This window comes from Ruegeria sp. BHSA162 (assembly GCF_059613385.1).
Map to the genome: position 1 here is coordinate 26,599 of NZ_JBXWSK010000023.1, position 19,702 is coordinate 46,300.

At 62.1% G+C, this 19,702-nt stretch carries 14 protein-coding genes; 9 read left to right on the forward strand and 5 right to left on the reverse strand.

The features are described from left to right. Nucleotides 1-10: 10 nt before the first annotated feature. Nucleotides 11-1,924, reverse strand: a complete 1,914-nt coding sequence (locus tag AC2FM5_RS09025) for an ABC transporter substrate-binding protein (RefSeq protein ID WP_496735132.1) — start codon at nt 1,922-1,924, stop codon at nt 11-13. After that, nucleotides 1,917-3,689: an ABC transporter ATP-binding protein gene (locus tag AC2FM5_RS09030; protein ID WP_170340386.1), complete on the reverse strand. Its 1,773-nt coding sequence runs from the start codon at nt 3,687-3,689 to the stop codon at nt 1,917-1,919. Before AC2FM5_RS09030 ends, AC2FM5_RS09025 begins: the two co-directional genes overlap by 8 nt. Before the next feature lie 231 nt (nt 3,690-3,920). Between AC2FM5_RS09030 and AC2FM5_RS09035 the strand changes: the two genes are divergently transcribed. From AC2FM5_RS09035 to AC2FM5_RS09065, 7 genes are all read left to right on the forward strand, one after another. Then, complete coding sequence (locus tag AC2FM5_RS09035; protein ID WP_496735134.1) at nt 3,921-4,418, forward strand: class I SAM-dependent methyltransferase; 498 nt, start codon at nt 3,921-3,923, stop codon at nt 4,416-4,418. 92 nt (nt 4,419-4,510) lie between these two features. Next, on the forward strand, nt 4,511-5,140 hold the full coding sequence (locus AC2FM5_RS09040; RefSeq protein ID WP_170357059.1) for a glutathione S-transferase family protein: 630 nt from the start codon (nt 4,511-4,513) through the stop codon (nt 5,138-5,140). 78 nt (nt 5,141-5,218) lie between these two features. After that, nucleotides 5,219-7,621: a GcvT family protein gene (locus AC2FM5_RS09045; RefSeq protein WP_496735136.1), complete on the forward strand. Its 2,403-nt coding sequence runs from the start codon at nt 5,219-5,221 to the stop codon at nt 7,619-7,621. Nucleotides 7,622-7,623: 2 nt separating this feature from the next. Then, nucleotides 7,624-9,168 carry a trimethylamine methyltransferase family protein gene (locus AC2FM5_RS09050; protein ID WP_496735138.1) on the forward strand — a complete coding sequence of 515 codons (1,545 nt, stop codon included), beginning with the start codon at nt 7,624-7,626 and terminating at the stop codon, nt 9,166-9,168. 1 nt (nt 9,169) lies between these two features. Continuing rightward, the gene (locus tag AC2FM5_RS09055; RefSeq protein WP_496735140.1) at nt 9,170-9,856 is read left to right on the forward strand and encodes a TetR/AcrR family transcriptional regulator; all 687 of its coding nucleotides are present in this window, start codon (nt 9,170-9,172) and stop codon (nt 9,854-9,856) included. After that, a complete protein-coding gene (locus AC2FM5_RS09060) occupies nt 9,843-11,147 on the forward strand; it encodes an NAD(P)/FAD-dependent oxidoreductase (RefSeq protein ID WP_496735142.1) in 1,305 nt (434 codons plus the stop codon). Before AC2FM5_RS09055 ends, AC2FM5_RS09060 begins: the two co-directional genes overlap by 14 nt. Before the next feature lie 54 nt (nt 11,148-11,201). After that, nucleotides 11,202-11,933, forward strand: coding sequence for a hypothetical protein (locus tag AC2FM5_RS09065; protein WP_170357064.1), 732 nt, complete (start codon nt 11,202-11,204; stop codon nt 11,931-11,933). Here the strand turns inward: AC2FM5_RS09065 and AC2FM5_RS09070 are convergent. Next, entirely contained in the window at nt 11,921-15,349 is a 3,429-nt protein-coding gene (locus AC2FM5_RS09070) for an indolepyruvate ferredoxin oxidoreductase family protein (protein ID WP_496735144.1), read from the reverse strand. The genes AC2FM5_RS09065 and AC2FM5_RS09070 overlap by 13 nt on opposite strands. 142 nt (nt 15,350-15,491) lie before the next feature. Here AC2FM5_RS09070 and AC2FM5_RS09075 point away from each other — a divergent pair, with 142 nt between their 5' ends. After that, nucleotides 15,492-15,950, forward strand: a complete 459-nt coding sequence (locus tag AC2FM5_RS09075) for an Lrp/AsnC family transcriptional regulator (RefSeq protein WP_496735146.1) — start codon at nt 15,492-15,494, stop codon at nt 15,948-15,950. On the opposite strand, the gene AC2FM5_RS09080 is transcribed toward AC2FM5_RS09075, so the two are convergent. Further along, nucleotides 15,951-16,343: a DUF3307 domain-containing protein gene (locus AC2FM5_RS09080; protein ID WP_093964572.1), complete on the reverse strand. Its 393-nt coding sequence runs from the start codon at nt 16,341-16,343 to the stop codon at nt 15,951-15,953. It lies immediately after the preceding gene. A 215-nt stretch (nt 16,344-16,558) separates the two neighbouring features. Between AC2FM5_RS09080 and AC2FM5_RS09085 the strand changes: the two genes are divergently transcribed. After that, the gene (locus tag AC2FM5_RS09085; protein WP_222457544.1) at nt 16,559-19,555 is read left to right on the forward strand and encodes a cyclic nucleotide-binding domain-containing protein; all 2,997 of its coding nucleotides are present in this window, start codon (nt 16,559-16,561) and stop codon (nt 19,553-19,555) included. 5 nt (nt 19,556-19,560) lie between these two features. Here AC2FM5_RS09085 and AC2FM5_RS09090 read toward each other — a convergent pair. After that, the coding region (locus AC2FM5_RS09090) for an ArsR/SmtB family transcription factor (RefSeq protein ID WP_496735151.1) at nt 19,561-19,702 on the reverse strand (142 nt) is incomplete at its 5' end.

A 19,702-nucleotide genomic window follows, 5' to 3' on the forward strand; every position in this document is an offset into this window, starting at 1 on the left:
TCCGCTCCTGTCAGTCGGCGAAAAAGAATTCGTCTGGGCGGTGCACTCCGAAATGCGCGCCGGGTTCCCAGGCCCACATGGCCTGTTCGGGAACATTGCGCAGACGGTTTGAAACCACGATCGGCTGGGGCGCGCCGTTCAGAATTCCGATGCCATAGATCTGGTCGGCGTGTATCTTCAACATCTCCTCCCAGACCGCCCGGCGTTCATCCTCGGTTTTTGCAAGTTCCCAGATGTGGTTCAACTCCAGCAAACGCTGGGCTTCGGGCAGATCGGGCGGCTCGCCGGCTTCGCCGCCGGTTTGATAGTGCTGCCCCCATTTTGGCCAGGCCAGAAACACCTGGTCGGTCGGGGCCAGGTAAACCGGTGACGTATGCAGCTGCGGAATGCCATCATCCCAGCCATACCAGACCGAAGCCATCGTATTGCCGGCAAAAACACGGTTGCGCAGGATGTCGCGGTCAAGCGGACGCATGACCAGTTTCACCCCGATTTCCCGCCACGTATCAGTCACGATCTGCAGCGCGTTCTCGACCTCTTGGCGTTCCCCGGCCGTCTCGATCACCAGTTCCATGGGGCGGCCGTCCGGCAACAGGCGTATGCCGTTCTTGTCGCGCTGCGTCAGCCCGACCTCGTCCAGCAGGGCGTTGGCCTGTGCGACGTCGTATTGCGCCCAGGCCTGCGCATTCTCTTCACTGTAGAAGGGCGAGGCAGGCAGAACCGACATGGCGGCCGGATGCGCCAGTTTGAAGTACAGCGCTTGGTTGATGGTCTGACGGTCGATGGCCAGCGAAAGAGCGCGACGGACACGGACATCGCGCAGCACATTGCGCCAGACCTCGTCTTCAAAATTCAGGTTTGGGTAGATCGCGATCTGTGACGAGACACCGGTTTTCCAGAGTAGAGTTTTGTAATTTCCGTTGGCTTCGCCCTTTTTTAGGATCGAGGCATCCCGAAAATCAAGTCCACGACCCTGCAGGTCGGTCTCACCGGCATTGGCCTTGGCCGCCACCAGGCCGGGAGCAACGATCTCCATCTCGACTACGTCGATGTATGGCAGTTGCAAACCCTTCGAGTCGATGCGGTGGTAATAGGGGTTGCGGACGAAATTGTGCCGGATCTTCTTGCCCGAGCTCGCGTTCAGCCACGGCTGCAGAGTGGGCAGTTCGTGATTGTCGTACTTGTAGAGGTTGTCCAGCTTGTTGTGCAGGGCGGCCCAGCTCTTGACACGTGCGTCACTGACCTCGAAGTCCAGCTTTTCCTTGTCGGCATATTTCTCATGATAACGCTTCAGGAACGCAGCAGGGCGGTAGATGAATGGTGGTCGCGCCTGCGCCAGTGAGGCCAGAAAGTTCGGGTTCGGGTCGTCCCATTCGTAGATCACCGTCGTTTCGTCCGGGAACGTGACAGTGGGGAGTTTGCCCTCAACCCGCAGGAAATCTGGGGGGCCGGACGGGCTGAGGAGCTCGTTGTTGGCCACGTCTTCCCACCAGTATCGGAAGTCTTCCGAGGTGAAAGGTGTGCCGTCCGACCATTTGTGCCCCTTGCGCAGGTGCAGAGTGTACTTGCGGTTTTCTTCGTTGTCGTAAGACGCCAGCAGATCGGGGACCAGATTGTACTGGGCATCGAAGCCCACCAGTCGGGCGTAGCCATAGACCACCATCTGCCGGATATCCTTGGACCGGGTGACCATCGTGCGCAGGGTTCCGCCCTGTTTGCCGAATTCGCGCCCTTTCGAAGACAGGTCGACGATCAGCGGTTCCTGCGGGATGCGATCTTGCACCGGGGGCAGGTTTCCGATGTCCACCTCGGCTTTCCAGAACGTGCTTTCCTGCAGGTCGGGAAGGGTGTCGGCCCAGGCGGGCAGCGCCGCGCCCAGCGTCAGCGCGGCGGCCAGAAACTTGAATCGAGTGGTCTTAAACATGGCAACGTACCTTATGGCCGGGCTCCATTTCCACGAGTGAAGGTATCATGGTGTCAGAGAATCTAAAGGCGTCATCCCAACTGTCCGGAGACCCGGCGCCAAGGGCGACCAGCTTCAGATCGATGGGACGATTGATATCGGGTTCGGGTTGTGCGGCAATCAGAGCCTTGGTGTAGGGGTGGCGCGGGTTGTAGAACAACGTCTCGGGTGGAGCCTGTTCGACGACCAGCCCCTGGCGCATGACCGCGACCTCGTCCGCGATACGGGCGACCACGGCCAGATCGTGAGAAATGAAAAGATAGGACAGGTTCAGACTGTCCTGCAGTCTTTCCAGAAGGGTCAGGATTTGCTCTTGGACCGAAACGTCCAAAGCCGATGTCGGCTCGTCGCAGACGATCAGGGACGGATCCAGCATCATCGCACGGGCGATTGACAGGCGTTGGCGTTGACCGCCGGAGAAAGCGTGGGGGTAGCGCTTGAGCATCCCGGCGTTCAATCCCACGCGTTCGAGCATCTCAGCGGCCTTGTCGCGGCGCTCGGCCGTCGTACCGATATTGTGGATCTCCAGCGGTTCGGTCATCGCATCCTGAATGCGCATGCGCGGGCTCAGAGAACTGTAGGGATCCTGAAACACCATCTGAGCCTTGCGCTGAAACGCCGTGCGCTCCTCGCGGGTCATCTGGTGGACGCGTATCGGGTCCTCGCCCGGCGCGGCGCGAAAAAGCACTTCGCCGCCCGGGTCTGGCAACTCGGCCCCCAGCGCGATCCGGGCCGCGGTGGTCTTGCCCGATCCGCTTTCGCCGACTACGGCCAACGTCTTGCCGCGGGCCAGTTTCAGGTCGACGCCCCGGCAGGCATAAATCAGCTTGCCCGCTTTCCAACCGCGCGACGACCGCATCGTGTAGGTCTTGCACACATCCTTCATATCGAGGATCAGATCCTCGTCCGGCATCGGAATTCCCACGGCTTCCTTGTCCGGGATCTCGGGGGCCGCATCAAACAGCTGGCGGGTATAGGGATGGGCCGGAGCATTCAGGATCAGCTCGGCTGAACCCGCCTCCATCACCCGGCCTTTGTGCATGACGACGACCTGTTCGGCCATATTGGCGACCACGCCCAGGTCATGCGTCACCAAAACCAGCGCCATACCAGTTTCTTTCTGCAGATCCTTGATCAGTCCCAGCACCTGAGCCTGGGTCGTCACATCCAGCGCAGTTGTCGGTTCGTCGGCAATCAGCAATTCCGGTTTGGACACCATCGCCATCGCAATCATCGCGCGTTGACGCATCCCGCCCGAAAGTTCGAAGGGATACGAGTCATAGGCACGCGCCGGATCGGGAAAACCCACGCGTTCGAACTGCGACAGCACTTCCTTGCGGGCCTCAGACTCGGAGGCGCCCCGATGCAGCCACAGAACTTCGCTGACCTGGTTGCCGATCTTGTGCAACGGAGACAGCGACCGCATAGGTTCTTGGAAGATCATCGAAATTCGATTGCCGCGGATGCCACGCATCTCACGTTCGGAAATTTCGGACAGCGCGACGCTGCCCTTGGAGGTGTTCAGCTGCATCACGCCGCTGCGGATCTGGGCCGTTCTGGGCAGAATGCGCAGCACCGCCCGGCAAGAGATCGTCTTGCCCGACCCGGATTCCCCGACCAATGCCAGCGTTTGCCCGGCCTCGACATCGAAATTCACATCTCTGACGACGGGCTCCCCGGCGCCGAAACCGATGCTCAGGTCTCGGACAGACAGCAAGGCCGTCATGCGGGCTTTCCACCCGTGTGGCCACCACGTGACATTGGTTTTGAACTCCCTGGTTTTTTTGTCGCAGTTTCGCGCGCTTGGGGGCGACTAGTCAAATACCTTCTTGGGCTGAAATGTCGCGGAAACGTGACGAACAGTGCATTGTGCCTACACAAAGTCTTGAGTTTTTGTCATCAAAGCCGCGAATGGCCGCGATTGGTGGTCGTTAAGGTATCAGGGAGATATTTCGCAATGTCCGACGCGCAAAGCCGACTGGATCTGTTCATTGATCGCATGGTCTCGCAGCGGGCATGTCTGGATTTCGCGATTGCCGACACGGCCGATTTGGCCGGTCCGGTGTTCGAACTGGGTCTGGGAAACGGGCGCACTTATCATCACATGATGAACCGGGTCCGCAACCGACCCGTCTATGTGTTCGAACGTGCTGTGGCCTCGCACCCCGATTCCACCCCGCCCGAAGATCGTCTGATCCTGGGCGACGTGCGCGAGACGCTGCCCGCCGCGCTGGATCGGTTCGGCGCGACCGCCAGCCTGATCCATGCCGATCTGGGCGGCCACAACCGCGAAAAGAACGATGCCTTCGCCCGCTTTGTGTCACCCCTGATCGAACCGCTGCTGGCCGAGGGCGGGCTGATGGTCTCGAGCGACCGGATGTATTTCGAGACGCTCACGGAGCAGACCCTTCCCGCAGATGCGGTTCCGGATCGCTGCTTTATCTACCGGCGCTGAGCGGCGTTCCGCAGGGTCACTTTGCGCGGGGACTCGATCCCGGCACGGCGGGCGGTCTAACCTACGCGTGACGTTCACGCAAAGGACCGCCCATGCTGTTTTACGATTGCTCGACCGCCCCGAACCCGCGCCGTGCCCGGATGTTCATCGCCGAAAAGGGGCTGCAGATCGAAACCCGCGACATCTCGATCGCCAAGGGCGAGCAAATGAGCGAGGCGTTCCGAAAGGTGAACCCCCGCGCCACCATTCCGGTTCTGGTTACCGACGAGGGGACCGTTCTGACCGAAAACCTCGGCATCGCTGCCTATCTCGAGGCGCGCTTCCCTGAGCCTCCGTTGATGGGGCGGACACCGGACGAGAAAGGGCTGGTGCTGATGTGGAACGCGATCGTCGAGCAACAGGGCGGGGCGCCCATCGCAGACGCGCTGCGCAACACGCATCCGGCCTTCAAGGACCGCGCCATCCCCGGACCGCAGAACCACGCGCAGATCCCGGAACTGGCCGAACGCGGCCTCGCGCGCGTCGGAGCGTTCTTCGACCTGCTCGAAGAACGTCTGCAAGACAGCGCCTTCATCGCGGGCGAGGCGTTCTCGCTGGCCGATATCTCGACCTTCGTGTTCGTGGATTTCGCCCGTGTCATCAAGATGCGCATCCCCGAGGGCAACACGGCAACCCGGGCCTGGTTCGACAGCGTGCAGGCGCGACCCAGCGCCAGCGCCTGACAGCACTGTACAGAAATGTCTAGACAGAAGTGAACAGTGCCCCTAGCGTCCTTTGGGAATCGTCCAGGGGAGGTCGGGATGAAATCGCAGTATCGCGTTGTAGTCATCGGGGGTGGCGTCGTCGGCGCCTCGGTTCTGTATCATCTGGCCAAGTTCGGCTGGCCGGATGTGGTTATGCTGGAACGCCGGCGGCTGGCTTCGGGGTCGTCATGGCACGCGGCGGGGGGCATCCACGCGCTGAACGCCGATCCGAACATGGCGGCGCTGCAGGCCTACACGATCGACTTGCTGAGCGAGATCGAGAAGGAATCGGGCCAGAATATCGGCCTGCACATGACCGGCGGCCTGACGCTGGCCGGAACCCCCGAACGGTGGGAGTGGTTGCAGGCGAACTACCGCATCTTTCAGTCCATTGGCATCGACGACTGCGAATTGCTGAGCCCGGAAGAGGCGCAGAAACGCTGCCCGATCATGTCCACCGACGGCATTCTGGGCGCGATGTGGGCCGACCGGGAGGGCTACATCGACACCACCGGCACCGTGCAGGCCTATGCCACCGCAGCCAAAAAACGCGGGGCGGAATACTACGAGGAAACCAAGGTTGAGGAACTGATCCAGACCGCCGATGGCTGGCAGGTGGTGACCGACAGGGGAACGATCACCTGCGAGCATGTGGTCAACGCCGCCGGCCTGTGGGCCAAGCAGCTGGGGCGCATGGCAGGGGTCGAACTGCCGGTGTCGCCACTGAAGCACCATTACCTGATCACCGACACGGTGCCCGAGGTCGCAGCGGCCGATTTCGAGATGCCGATGACCGTGGATCTCGAGGGCTTCACCTACATGCGGCAGGACCAGAAGGGTGTTCTGGTCGGCATCTACGAGGTCGATCACGAACACTGGGCTATGGACGGCGCGCCATGGAATTATGGCGAGGAGCTGTTTCAGGAGCAGCTGGACCGCATCGAGAACGAACTGACGCTGGGCTTCGAACGCTATCCGGCGATCCAGAACGTGGGCATCAAGACATGGGTGAACGGTGCCTTCACCTTCTCGCCCGACGGCAACCCTCTGGTCGGTCCGGTGCCGGGCAAGCGGGGCTATTGGACCGCTTGCGCGGTGATGGCCGGGTTCCTTCAAGGCGGCGGCGTCGGCAAGACGCTGGCCGAATGGATGATCCATGGCGAGCCCGAGGCCGACGCCTGGCCGATGGACGTGGCGCGCTATGGCGACTTTGCCCAGAACAAGCGCTACATCCGCGAGACGACGGGCCAGTTCTATTCACGCCGTTTCGTGATGACCTATCCGAACGAGCAGTTGCCCGCCGGACGCCTGTTGAAAATGTCGCCGGCCCATGACGCGATGACCGAAGCGGGTTGCAAATGGGGGGTCAGCTGGGATCTCGAGGTGCCGCTCTATTTCGCGCCCGAGGGGTTCGAGGAAACGCCAACCCTGAAACGCTCGAACGCCTTCGACATCGTGGCCGAGGAATGCCGCACCATCCGCGAAGGCGTGGGCCTGATGGACATCACCGGGTTCTCACGGTTCGAGGTTTCGGGGCCCAATGCGGAAATCTGGCTCAACAAGGTGATGGCCTCGAAACTGCCGGGACCGGGCCGCGCGAAACTGGCGCCGATGCTGGGCGAGAACGGGCGGCTCAAGGGCGACCTGACGGTTCTGAACTGGGGCGACGGCACCTGGTGGATCATGGGCAGCTATTACCTGCGGGCCTGGCACATGCGCTGGTTCGACGATCACATGATCGATGGCGTACAGGTGCGCGACCTCGGCGAGGAGGCCTGCGGCTTTGCCGTGGTTGGCCCGAAATCACAGGCGGTGGTCGAGAAACTGGCCGAACAGGATATCTCAACCCTGAAATTCATGGGCTGCGGTGACTACGACATCGGCCTCGTGCGCGCCCGGGTGGCCCGCATGTCGGTCACTGGCGAAAAGGGTTATGAGATCAACTGCCGGTATGGCGACCACATCGCCCTGCGCCGCGCGCTGCTTGAGGCCGGGGCCAGCGACGGCATCCGCGAATGCGGCTTCAACGCGATGCTGTCCACGCGACTTGAGAAAAGCTTTGGCATCTGGTCGGCCGAGTTCACCCAGGCCTACACCCCCGGCATGACCGGCATGGACCGCTGGATCGACTGGGACAAGGATTTCGTAGGCAAGGACGCGGCACTGGCCGAGCGTGAGGGCAACGGCCCGGCGCAGGTTCAAGTCACGCTCGAGGTGGACGCGCTGGATGCGGATGCCAGCGGGTACGAGCCGGTCTGGGCGGGCGACCAGCGCGTGGGTTTCGTGACCTCGGGCGGGTATGGCCACTATATCGGCAAGTCGCTGGCGATGGCGCTGGTGGACCGCGACAAGGCGCGGCCGGGCACCGAACTGTCGGTGCACGTGGTCGGGGTCGAGCGGCCCGCGCGGGTAATCGCGCCGTCGCCCTATGATCCCGAGGGCAAGGCGATGCGGGGCTGATCGTGGCGGCCCGGGGCAGGGATCGGCGAAGGCGGGGCCGGGGTGCGGAGTCCGCACCCGCGACCCATCGGGACGTGAATTATCGCCAGTTGCGCAACCCGTTTCCGGTGATGGAGGTCTTTCCCGTCGACCAGATCGCCGACATGCACGAAACCGCTCTGCGCACGCTGGAGGAACTGGGCGTCAAGGTCCTGCTGCCCGAGGCGCGGCGCCTCTTTGCCGCTGCAGGCGCGCGGGTGGATGAAGACAGCCAGATGGTGTTCATCGGCCGCGATCTGGTCGAGGCTGCGGTGGCCTCGGCCCCGAAATCCATCGCCTGCCGGGCAGGGGCGCGGCATCGCGACTTTACGCTGGAACTGGGCAGCCTTGTTTTCCAGCCCGGCGCAGGCGCGCCCAATGCCACCGATCTGGAGCGCGGCCGCCGCCCGGCCAGCGGGCAGGATTACCTCGAGTTCCTGAAGCTCACCCATCATTTCGACGTGTTCCAGATGATCTCGCCGCAGGTCGAGCCGCAGGACGTGCCGACCCACCTGCGCCACTATTTCACCACGCAGGCGCAGATCGAGCTGACCGACAAGTTCCCGTTCTTCTTCTCGCGCGGGACGCCGCAGGTGATGGATTGCTTCCAGATGCTGGCCGTCGCGCGCGGTCTGTCCGATGACGAGTTCCGCGCCCACCCGCATTGCTACACGATCATCAACACCAACAGCCCGCGCACCCTGGACATTCCGATGGCGCAGGGGCTGACCGACTTTGCCCGCCACGGGCAGATGTCGATCATCACGCCGTTCACTTTGATGGGGGCGATGGCGCCGATCACGGTCGCGGGCGCGATCACCCTGTCCCATGCCGAGGCGCTGGCGGCGCTGACCCTGACCCAACTGGCAAATCCCGGCGCGCCGGTCTGCTATGGCACCTTCACCAGCAACGTGGACATGAAATCCGGCGCCCCGGCTTTTGGCACGCCCTCGCATTTCCAGGCCTCGCTGGCGGCGGGGCAACTGGCGCGGCATCTGGGCCTGCCGTGGCGGTCGGCGGCCGGGTCGGCCTCGAACGCCAATGACGTGCAGGCCGCCAATGAAAACCAGTTTGGGCTGTGGGGTTGCCTGATGGCGGGGGCCACCGTGATCATCCATTCGGCCGGGTGGCTGGAAGGGGGGCTGACCGTGTCCTTCGAAAAGCTGGTCTGCGATGCCGAGGTGCTGAACATGGTAGCCGAGCTGTGCGCAGGGGCTCAGGCCGGTCAGGCTGAGATTGGCTTTGACACTGCCTTGCGAGAGGTCGAGCCCGGCAGCCATTTCTTCGCCGCCAGCCAGACGATGGAGCGCTACACTACCGAGTTCTACGAACCGCACCTGCATGACTATGCCAATTTCGGTACCTGGACCGAACGCGGATCGGTCGATGCGAACTACCGGGCCACTGCGGTTTGGCGTGACATTCTGAACAATTTCGAACCACCCGCTCAGGACCAGCCGGGGCTGGACGCCATGCGCGACTTCATTGCCCGCCGAACCGCCGAGGGCGGTGCGCCGCCGGAGAGTTGAGATGAACAGCAAACCCATCCTGCATCGTGACGACCCCAAGGCCGAGCCTCTGGTCGGGAACGTCAAGGTCACGCGCGATGACTGGTTGAACGTGGCGATGGATGTGCTGATCTCGGACGGGGTCGAGCAGGTCAAGGTTCTGAACTTGGCCGACCGCATGGCGGTGTCGCGGTCCTCGTTTTACTGGTACTTCAAGTCCCGGCAGCACCTGCTGGATGCGCTGCTGGATCGCTGGCAGGCCACCAACACCGCCGCCCTGATCGCGCAGGCCGAGGTCCCGGCCCAGACCATCACCGCCGCCGTCTGCAACGTGCATCGCTGCGTGGTCAACACCGCCCTTTTCGACACGGCGCTTGACTTTGCCGTGCGCGACTGGGCGCGGCGGTCGGGCAAGGTGCGGCGGATGCTGGACCAGTCCGATGCCCGCCGCTTGGCCGCGCTGCGCGCCATGTTCGCCCGCCATGGCTATGAGGCGGTCGAGGCCGAGACCCGCGCGCGCGTGCTTTACTACATGCAGATCGGCTATGATTTGGCGCAGTTGAACGAGCCATTGGCGACGCGCCTGTCTCTGGTGCCGCACTACCTGTACGTCTTTACCGGGGTCGAGCCGCGCCCCGAGGAAATCGAGGAATTCAGCGCCTATGCCAAGCGCTGCTGGGAGGGAGGATCAAGCCATGAGCCAGCCTGACGCAATCATCATCGGAACCGGCGTGATCGGTGCCGCCATCGCGTTCGAGATGGCCAAGGCCGGCTGGAAGACCCTGTCGCTGGACCGCAACGCGCAGGTGGGGCACGGCTCGACCGCCGGGTCCTGCGCGATCATCCGGATGCATTATTCCACCTTCGACGGCACCGCCTTTGCGTGGGAGGGCTACCATTACTGGCGCGACTGGGCCGACTATCTTGGCCTGCCCGATGGGGCCGATCTGGCGCAGTTCTGCGAGACGGGCTGCCTTGTCATGAAAACAGAGGCCAACGGCCACCTGTCAAGGCACATGAAATACAGTGCCGAGTTGGATTGCCCGTTTGAGGAATGGTCGGCCGAACAGATACTCGACCGCCTGCCGATCTATTCTCTGGACAGTTTTGCCCCGGCCAAACGGATGGACGATCCAGCCTTTGGTCAGCCCAATGGCAGCAGGATGCAGGGGGCGGTGTTCTGGCCCAAGGCCGGTTATGTCACAGACCCGGCCCTGTCCGCGCAGAACCTGATGCAAGCGGCCACGCAGCGCGGCGCGCAGGTGCGGACCGGGGCCGAGGTCGTCGAAATTCTGCAGGAAGGTGGCAGAGTCAAAGGCGTCAGGCTGGCCTCGGACGAAGAGATTTACGCGCCGGTGGTGATCAACGTGGCCGGGCCGGGATCGTCGATCATCAACCGCATGGCGGGTGTGCTGGACGACATGACCATCGAAACCCGCCCGCTGCGGCAGGAGGTGGTCCACGTTCCCGCGCCGGAAGGGTTCGATTTCGAGCGTCAGGGAACCATCGTATCGGACGGCGATATCGCCTGCTACTGCCGGCGGGAACATGGCAACCATATCCTGATCGGCTCGGAAGACCCGGACTGCGACCCGCATCAGTGGTGCGAGGACGATTTGCACTACAACCACGACTTCACCGACCAGTGGACGACGCAGGCTATGCGATACGCGCAGCGCGTTCCCAGCATGGGCATTCCGTCCAGAACGCGGGGAGTGGTCGATCTGTACGACGCCTCGACCGACTGGATCCCGATCTATGACAAGTCCAGCCTGCCAGGGTTTTACATGGCCTGCGGCACCAGCGGGAACCAGTACAAGAACGCGCCGATCGCGGGCAAGATGATGGCCGCGTTGGTCGAGTATTGCGAGGGCGGGGCGGATCACGACGCCCAGCCCCTGCAATTCGAGCTGCCCCATATCAAACGCACCATCGACGCGGGCTTTTACTCCCGCAAGCGACCCATCAACGAGGAAAGCAGTTTTTCCGTCCTTGGCTAGCCAAGCCGGACAAATGCGCTAGCTCTCTGGAAACACTAAGAAAGGGCGGGCGCGATGGCGGAGAATGACACCAAAGTTCTGATCTTGGGAAGTGCGCCCGCAGCGCTGGCGGCACGGGAATGGGCGCGTGGGCCGTTCACTCACATCGTGGTCATCAACAACGCCTGGCGCATCCGCGAAGATTGGGATTTCCTGATCCATCCCGAGGATTTTCCGGCCGAGAACCGTCCCGACTGTCTGACAGCGACACAGCGCATCGTGACGGCGCAGGATTATGTCCCGATCCAGAACGCGTATGGCGGTTTCGTCTATGCCGGAGGCACCATGGCCTTTACCGCCGGGTACTGGGCGCTGGGCGCTCTCAAACCATCGGTGATTGCCTTCTTTGGCTGCGACATGGTCTATCCGCGCTCGGGCAATACCCATTTCTACGGCCAGGGAACGGCCGATCCCTTGCGTGCCGACGTCACCCTGCGTTCGCTCGAGGCGAAATCGGCACGGCTGGCGCTGCTGGCGGCGCGTCAGGATTGCAACGTGGTGCGGTTGTCCGTTGGACCCAGCCGGCTGGTCTATCCGTCCGTCTCTCATACCGAAAAGATCCCCGAGGCCCGGCCGCGCACTGAACACGTCGATGCTCTGCTGCAGGCCGAGTACGAGGCGGGCTACATGGTGCCATCCGGCCGGTATTGGGAGGTCGAAGACCGATTCAATCCAGCCGTTGTCGACCGGCTGGATGCGGCTTGGCTTGCGGCCTACAAAGCCTCGGCGCTGGATCAGGCGGCCTGAGCGCGCGGCGCGCGCAACAAGTCATCGACCTTTCGTCTGGCGGTCTCGGCCGCTTGTATCCGAACCGGGCCGTAACCGCGGATCTCGTCAGCGCAGGACAGGATGCTTTGCCACGTTTCGGTATCCCGATCCCCGTACTCTGCCACAAGGCGGTCCAACAGCCCCTGGTACCAATTCAGCAGATCGCGGTGCAGGCGCGCTTCGGCATGATAGCCAAACGGATTGAGAGCTGTTCCGCGCAGTGCCCGCATCTTTGACAGGCCCCGCAGAACCGGCTGCATCCAAGGTCCGAACGCCTTTTTCAGCGGTCGGCCCCGGGCATCCGTTTTGCGGCTCAGCAGGGGCGGAGCCATGTGGAAGCGGACCGCAAAATCGCCCTCGAACTGGTTGGCCAGATCCTTTGCGAAATGGTCCGAAGTCATCAGCCGCGCGACTTCGAACTCATCCTTGTAGGCCATGAAGCGGAACAGGTTGCGAGCGACGCTGCGCAGCAGGGTCTCGTCAGCCTGTGGCAGCGCCGAACGGAGGGCGGCGACCCGATCGGCGTAGGCCTGCGCGTATTTCGCGTTTTGATACTCGGTCAGGTAGGCGGTGCGGCGCGCAATCATCTGATCCAGAGTTTCTTCCGAACCAACGTCGTCGGAAGGCAGCGCCAGAACGTCCGGACGAACCGCCATGTTGCGCCCAATTGCAAAAGCCAGACGGTTCTTCTCGACAGCGACGCCGTTCAGCAGAATCGCCTGACCCAGCGCGACATGCGATACCGGCACAAGACCGTGCTGCCACGCAAAACCCAGCATGATCACATTGGCAAACACGGCATCACCCAGCAGGGTTTCCGCCACCGCGTTGGCGTCGAAACCGAACAGGTTTTCCGCCCCGACCACGTTCTGAATGGCCTGTTTACGGGCATTTACCTGCAACTGAGCATCGCGGCGCAGAACGATATCGCCGGTCGGCATTTCCGCCCGGTTCAGGACCACGCGCGTACCCTTGCGGTAATGCGCCGAGGCTTTGGGGGCTGAACTGACGACGACGTCGCAACCAATCACCGCATCGGCCGCGCCCTGATCAATGCGGACCTGGTTCAATGCGTTTGGAGTGTCGCCCAAACGGATATAGCTGAGAACGGTTCCGAATTTCTGTGCAAAGCCTGTGAAATCCAGGACCGAGGCGCCTTTCCCCTCGAGATGGGCCGCCATCGTGATCAGCGCCCCCACCGTTACCACACCCGTGCCGCCCACGCCGGTAACCAGCAGCTCGAACGGTTTGTCCAGGCGGGGCAGGGCAGGGTCGGGCAGCCCGCCCTCAAGTGTTGCCAGATCCAGCTTTGCCATGCGTTTGCGGCGTTCGCCGCCTTCGATGGTCACGAAGCTGGGGCAGAATCCGTTGAGGCACGAGAAATCCTTGTTGCACGAGCTCAAATTGATCTTGCGCTTGCGGCCCAGCGGGGTTTCGCGCGGCTCGACGCTCAGGCAGTTGGATTCGACCGAGCAGTCGCCACAGCCCTCGCAGACCAGATCGTTGATCCAGACGAACCGCTTGGGGTCCTCCATCGTGCCGCGCTTGCGGCGGCGGCGCTTTTCGGTGGCGCAGGTCTGTTCATAGATCAGAACGGTGACGCCCGGGATCTCGCGCAGTTCGCGTTGCAGGCTGTCCAGTTCGGCCCGGTCGTGGAAGGTTGTCTGCGCCGGAAAATCCGCGTGGTGGAATTTCGAGATATCGTCAGACACGACGGCGATCCGTTCCACGCCCTCGGCGCGGCAGGTCTGGGCGATGCCGGCCACGCTGACCGGGCCGTCCACCGGCTGGCCGCCGGTCATGGCCACGGCGTCGTTGTAGAGGATCTTGTAGGTGATGTTGGTCCCGGCCGCGACCGCCTGCCGGATCGCCAGCGAGCCCGAGTGATACCAGGTGCCCTCGCCGAGATTTTGGAAGATGTGCTTGCCGCCGTTGAACTTGGACGCCACCACATGCGGCACGCCCTCGCCGCCCATCTGGGCATAGCCGACGGTGTGGCGATCCATCCACGAAGCCATTACGTGGCAGCCGATGCCACTGGCCGCGATCGAGCCGCCGGGCACTTTGGTCGAGGTGTTGTGCGGGCAGCCCGAGCAGAAATAGGGCGTGCGGGTCGCGCCGGACACGTTGATCAGTCGCGGCGGCCGGTCCGTCAGCGCCTTGGCTTTGGCGGGCAGGTCTTGCTCGGGGAAGAACCGGTGCAGGCGGTCGGCCACGATGGGCACCAGCATCAGCGGGCTGAGTTCACCCGTCCAGGGGATCAGCGGCTCGCCGTGGCTGTCGTATTTGCCCACCATCTTGTGCGGCTTGTCGCCGGGCCAGTCATAGAAATATTCCTTGAACTGGCTTTCGATGATGCCGCGCTTTTCTTCGACCACCAGCACCTCGGCCTTGCCCTTCACGAAGCGCAGCGCGTTGCGCCGCGCCAGTGGCCAGACCATGCCGACCTTGTAGATGTCGATGCCCAGACGGCGGCAGGCGGCCTCGTCCAGTCCCAGCAGGCGCAACGCCTCCATCAGGTCAAGATGGGCCTTTCCGGTGGTGACAAAGCCGAACTTGGCGTGGTCGATGTCATAGATGCGCCGGTCGATCGGGTTGGCCTCGGCAAAGGCGCGCACGGCGCGCAGCTTGTGCTGGATGCGGGTCTCGATCTCGGGCGAGGGCAGGTCGGCGGCGCGCACGTGCAACCCGCCGGGGGGCAGGTCGATCTCGGGCAGGATGAACTGCCGGTCGGGGCGCAGCTCGACCGAGCGGGCGCTTTCGACGGTTTCCGAGATCGCCTTGAACCCGACCCAGGTGCCGGAAAACCGCGACAGCGCAAAGCCGTATTCGCCGAATTCCAGATATTCCTCGACCGAGGCGGGGTTCAGTGTGGGCATGAACCATGCCATGAAGGCCACGTCGGACTGGTGCGGCATGGATGAACTGACGCAGCCGTGGTCGTCACCGGCCACGACCAGAACGCCGCCCTTGGGGGCCGAGCCATAGGCATTGCCGTGCTTCAGCGCATCGCCCGAGCGGTCGACGCCCGGCCCCTTGCCGTACCACATCGAGAAGATGCCTTCGAATTCGCACTGCGGGTCCAGCGTCGCCTGTTGCGCGCCCAAAACGGCGGTTGCGCCCAGGTCTTCGTTCACGGCGGGCATGAACGTGATGCGGTCGGATTTCAGCCGTTCGCGCGCGCGCCACAATTCCAGGTCCAGCCCGCCCAAGGGCGAGCCGCGATAGCCCGAGACGAACCCGCCCGTGTTCAGCCCGGCATCGCCGTCGCGCCGCGCCTGATCCATCAGGATGCGCGCCAGCGCCTGCGTGCCGGTCAGGAACACGCGACCCTCGGTCTGTTCGTACCGGTCTGTGAGTTGATAAGTGCGAAGAGTGCTGTCGTGGCGGCTCATGGCTTGGACCTGGATTGGCTTTGAGATTGAACAACTGTAGTTCGGTATTTGCGAAATGTTGTGTCAATGGGTCCGCAAGCTTGATATTATTTCGAGAAAATTTGCCGATAAACGCTAAGAAGACGAAAAGGTTTACCAAATGATGCAGTTGGACGACAGAGATCGCCGGATTCTGACCCTGCTACAAAGGGACAGCCGTGTGTCGAATGCGGACCTTGCCGATGCGGTCGGTATGTCGACCTCGGCCCTTTGGAGACGGGTGCGCGCATTGGAAGAGGCCGGGATCATTGAACGCTACGGCGCAGTTGTGAACCTGGTCGCGCTGGGGTTGGGGTTCGAGGCGATCGTACATGTGCATCTGACGCGGCATGATCCCGACAAGATCGTGGAGTTCATCCGGGCAATCGAAACCTGCAAGGAAGTTCAGGAATGTTTCGCAACGACCGGTCAGGCAGACTATCACCTGCGAGTGCAGTGTCCCGATCTTGCCGCCTACAACGTCTTTTTGGAGAGGTTTCTGTTTCGTTTGCCGGCCGTCGCAAGTGCACAGACGAATGTGGTTCTGCGCGCGGTCAAACGCAATCGTTCGGTCGAGTTCTGACTAGCGCGCGACGAATTCAACCCAGGCCCAGGCCATCGCGATGTAAGTGAGGTTGTGAAGGCATTGATCCAGACCGGCGGCCCGCCAAAAGGCGGCCTGATCAGGTTGCAATTGTTTCTTGTCGGAATAGCTGGCTTTGGCGAAATCGATATTGAAATGCACGATCCACTCAAGCGCACCGATGATCAGAATGAACGAAAGCGGCGCGCCGAATATCAGGAAAACCACGACTGAGCCCACAACATGCACCGCGGCATGCTGTGCGCGCCCGACATGCAGGTACTCCCCCCGCCCAGACAGCATCTTGGGCGTTTGAAGGTAGAAATCGGCAAACATGTGTTTGATCTGCAGTGCACACAGCAGAAGCAACACAGTGCCAAGTGTAGCAGGCAATAACTACCCTCCCGATATCGTCCTGACCTTCAGACTAAGGGCTATGAGACAGGATCGCAAATGAACTAGTTCACACAAGTCGAAATAGTTTTCGCCTTGGAAACCATTTGCCTATCCAAGCGCGATTGCAGTACCGTCGTGCTGCTTTGACCGCGGCAGGATCGCTGCAAAACAGTTTCGGGTCACCAGTAGGGGCAGGGGCCATAGAACGTTCAATTTTTGGATTTATTTGGAAGTATTCCAAGCGTGATCAGCTTGTTCTGCTGGCCGTGACGGCAACTTTGTTCCCGCTGCTGTACCTGACGCTTGAATTGCCCAAACGCATCATCAACGACGCAATCGGCGCCTCCAGCGAGATCGTGGATGTCTGGGGATACAGTCTGTCGCAGACGACGTTTTTGGTAATTTTGTGCTTCGCCTTTTTGGCGGCGGTGTTGGCGCATGGTTTGATGAAGATGCGCATCAACACGATGAAAGGCGTTCTCAGCGAACGAATGCTGCGCCGGTTCAGATACCAGTTGATCAATCGCGCACTGTTGTTTCCTCAACCCTATTTCGAGCGCGTCAGTCAGGGCGAACTGGTCTCGATGATCACCGCCGAAAGCGAGCCGATGGGCGGGCTGATGGGCGATGCGATCAGCCAGCCTGTCCTTCAGGCGGGGCAGATGCTGACAATCCTGTCCTTTCTATTCCTGCAAAGCGTCTGGTTCGGATTGGCTGCTGTCGCGCTGATCCCATTGCAGGCCTGGCTGATCCCGCGATTGCAGCGCCAGATCAACCTGTTGAACAAGCGCCGGATCCAAGAGGTGCGCGTACTGGCGGCTCAGATCGGCGAGAATGCAGCAGGCGCGGCAACCCTGCGGCAGAACGGCGGCTGGCGCCACCGCCGAGCGCTGATTTCAGATCAACTGTCCCGGCTGTTCAGCATCCGGTTCGAGATCTACCAGAAAAAATTCTTCATGAAGTTCATCAACAACTTCATCTCTCAATTGACTCCGTTCCTATTCTACCTGGTCGGTGGTTTGCTGGTTCTGCAGGGGTCAGTTTCGCTCGGTGCTCTCGTGGCCGCGCTCGCTGCCTACAAGGACCTCAGCTCGCCCTGGAAGGAACTGCTGACCTATTACAACCAGACACAGGACATGTCTCTGCGCTGGGAGGTGGTCATCGAACGGTTCGCCCCGAGCGGCATGCTGGATGAAACCCTGTTCGAAGGCGAGCCCGACAGCCGACCGCACCTGAATGGCCCGATCGAGTTGGAGCAAGTCTCAGTGCGTGATCTGGATGGCAATCAGGTTCTGGATGATCTGAACCTGACCTTCCCCGCCGGTAAGACCATAGGGGTCGCCGCCCCCAGCGAAGAGGACCGCCGGGCCCTGGCGGATCTATTGACCCGGGAGATCCTGCCAAGTTCGGGCCGGGTCGAAATCGGGGGTGTTAACCTGTCCTCGCTGCACCAGGCCGTCGTGGCGGCCCGGATCGGTCATGCCACATCGCGACCGGTGATGTTCCAGGGAACCGTTGGCGGCAACGTGATGATGCCGATGCAGCTCAGGCCTCTGACCGCTCCACCGGAGGACGCGGACCACCTTGAAACGCTGCGTGCGGGCAACAGCCCCGATCCCTTCCGGGCCACTTGGCTGGACCCTTCCCTGGCCGGGTTCGAAACGGCCGAGCAGCTGCGCGATTGGTGGTTGAAGCTGATCGACGGACTGGGCTCCGGGCCCACCTTGTTCCAACGCGGGGCCGAGTTGGGTTTCGATCCTGAAAAACACCCCGACCTTGCTGCCAAGCTGATCGAGCTGCGGCCCTTAGTGCAGGACGCCGTCAAAAAGGCCGGTCTGGAGTCGCAAGCCCTGATTTTCGACCGCATGACGTACAACGCTGCGCTGCCCGTTGCCGAAAACCTGCTGTTTGCTGTGCCACGCGTGCAGGTGACTCAAGAGTTGCTGGCCCGGCAGACCGTTTTCCTGGGGCAGTTGCGCGAGTTGGGTCTGGATGAAACACTGGTCGGCCTGACACGTGACGTGATCGAAATGCTGCGTCAGATCTTTGGTCTGGACGGGACGGATCACCCGTTGTTCCGCAAGCTGGGTCTCGAGGCCGCCACCTACGAAGCCGCTGTCGACCTGGTAGAGAGGACCCGGGAAACCGGCGCATCGGGGTTGGACGATGACCAGTTGGCCAGCCTGCTGGCCGTGCCTTTCGTGATCTCGGCCGAACAGATTGGGCCGGCCTTTTCCGAAGAGCTCAAGAACCGCATCCTCGAACTGCGGCACAGCCATTCCGACAAGTTGATGGAGCGCCTGAACGACGTGTTCGAGCCGCTGGACCCGGCCACCTTTGCGCCCGGATTGACGGTCATGGAGAATGCGCTGTTCGGCAAGGTCAGCCAGATCGGGGGCGCGCGGTCGGACGAGGTTCGGAAAGTGATCGCAGACGTGCTGACCGAAAACGGAGCCCGTCCGCTGGTGGTTGAGCTGATCTACGATGTACCGGTCGCGCTGGGCGGGCAGAACCTGCCGGCCGCGCTGGCCGAGCCTTTGGCCTTTACCCGCGCGACAATCAAGAAGCCGGATATCCTGATACTGGAAAATGCGCTGGCGAGTTATGGCATGGACACGCAGGTGGCTGTGTTCAGAAACCTGCGAGAGCTGCTTCCGGACGCCACGATCATCTACCTGAACGAACAGTTCAAGAACCCCGGCGCTTTCGACATGTTTGTCGAGATCCGACAGGGGCGCGTAGTGTCCGATCAGGTTCCGTCGGATGTCGAAGGTGACAGTGCAGCCTCGGCGGACCTCACGCGAAAGCTGCGTGCCTTGGAGCAGACGCCGCTGTTTTCGGGGCTGGATCGTCGTCAGCTGCGGCTGCTCGCCTTTGGTGCGCGCTGGTACGAGGCAAAGGCCGGCGAAGTCGTGTTCCTCAAGGATGACCAGCCGACCGATGGTGCCTACATGATCATCGACGGCGAAGCGGGTCTGTACCTGCCGCAGCCGCCCGAGGAGGATCGGCTGGTGACCCGCGTCGGCAGCGGCACCCTGGTGGGCGAACTGGGCCTGATCCGCAAAGAGCCCCGCGCACTCAGCATGGTGGCCGAAACCGATCTGACCTGCCTGCGTATCGGCGAGGAAGAGTTCCTGGCCGTGGTAGAAAACGATGCTGCGACCGCGTTCAAGCTGTTGCAGGTGATCGCAGGCTATGTATCACGCTGACAGGTTCAGGCCTGCGGGCTACAGAACAGGGAATGCATCAACTCGATCACCTGCTTGGCTTTGCCGTCGCGCAGCGAATAGTAGATCGTCTTGCCCTCTCGGCGGGTTGAAACCAGGCCTTCGGTTCGCAGACGCGCCAGCATCTGG

Excerpts from the sequence above, each read along its gene's own strand:
- AC2FM5_RS09025 (WP_496735132.1), bottom strand. The coding sequence starts at position 1,924 with ATGTTTAAGACCACTCGATTCAAGTTTCTGGCCGCCGCGCTGACGCTG.
- AC2FM5_RS09030 (WP_170340386.1), bottom strand. The coding sequence starts at position 3,689 with ATGACGGCCTTGCTGTCTGTCCGAGACCTGAGCATCGGTTTCGGCGCC.
- AC2FM5_RS09035 (WP_496735134.1), top strand. The coding sequence starts at position 3,921 with ATGTCCGACGCGCAAAGCCGACTGGATCTGTTCATTGATCGCATGGTC.
- AC2FM5_RS09040 (WP_170357059.1), top strand. The coding sequence starts at position 4,511 with ATGCTGTTTTACGATTGCTCGACCGCCCCGAACCCGCGCCGTGCCCGG.
- AC2FM5_RS09045 (WP_496735136.1), top strand. The coding sequence starts at position 5,219 with ATGAAATCGCAGTATCGCGTTGTAGTCATCGGGGGTGGCGTCGTCGGC.
- AC2FM5_RS09055 (WP_496735140.1), top strand. The coding sequence starts at position 9,170 with ATGAACAGCAAACCCATCCTGCATCGTGACGACCCCAAGGCCGAGCCT.
- AC2FM5_RS09060 (WP_496735142.1), top strand. The coding sequence starts at position 9,843 with ATGAGCCAGCCTGACGCAATCATCATCGGAACCGGCGTGATCGGTGCC.
- AC2FM5_RS09065 (WP_170357064.1), top strand. The coding sequence starts at position 11,202 with ATGGCGGAGAATGACACCAAAGTTCTGATCTTGGGAAGTGCGCCCGCA.
- AC2FM5_RS09070 (WP_496735144.1), bottom strand. The coding sequence starts at position 15,349 with ATGAGCCGCCACGACAGCACTCTTCGCACTTATCAACTCACAGACCGG.
- AC2FM5_RS09075 (WP_496735146.1), top strand. The coding sequence starts at position 15,492 with ATGCAGTTGGACGACAGAGATCGCCGGATTCTGACCCTGCTACAAAGG.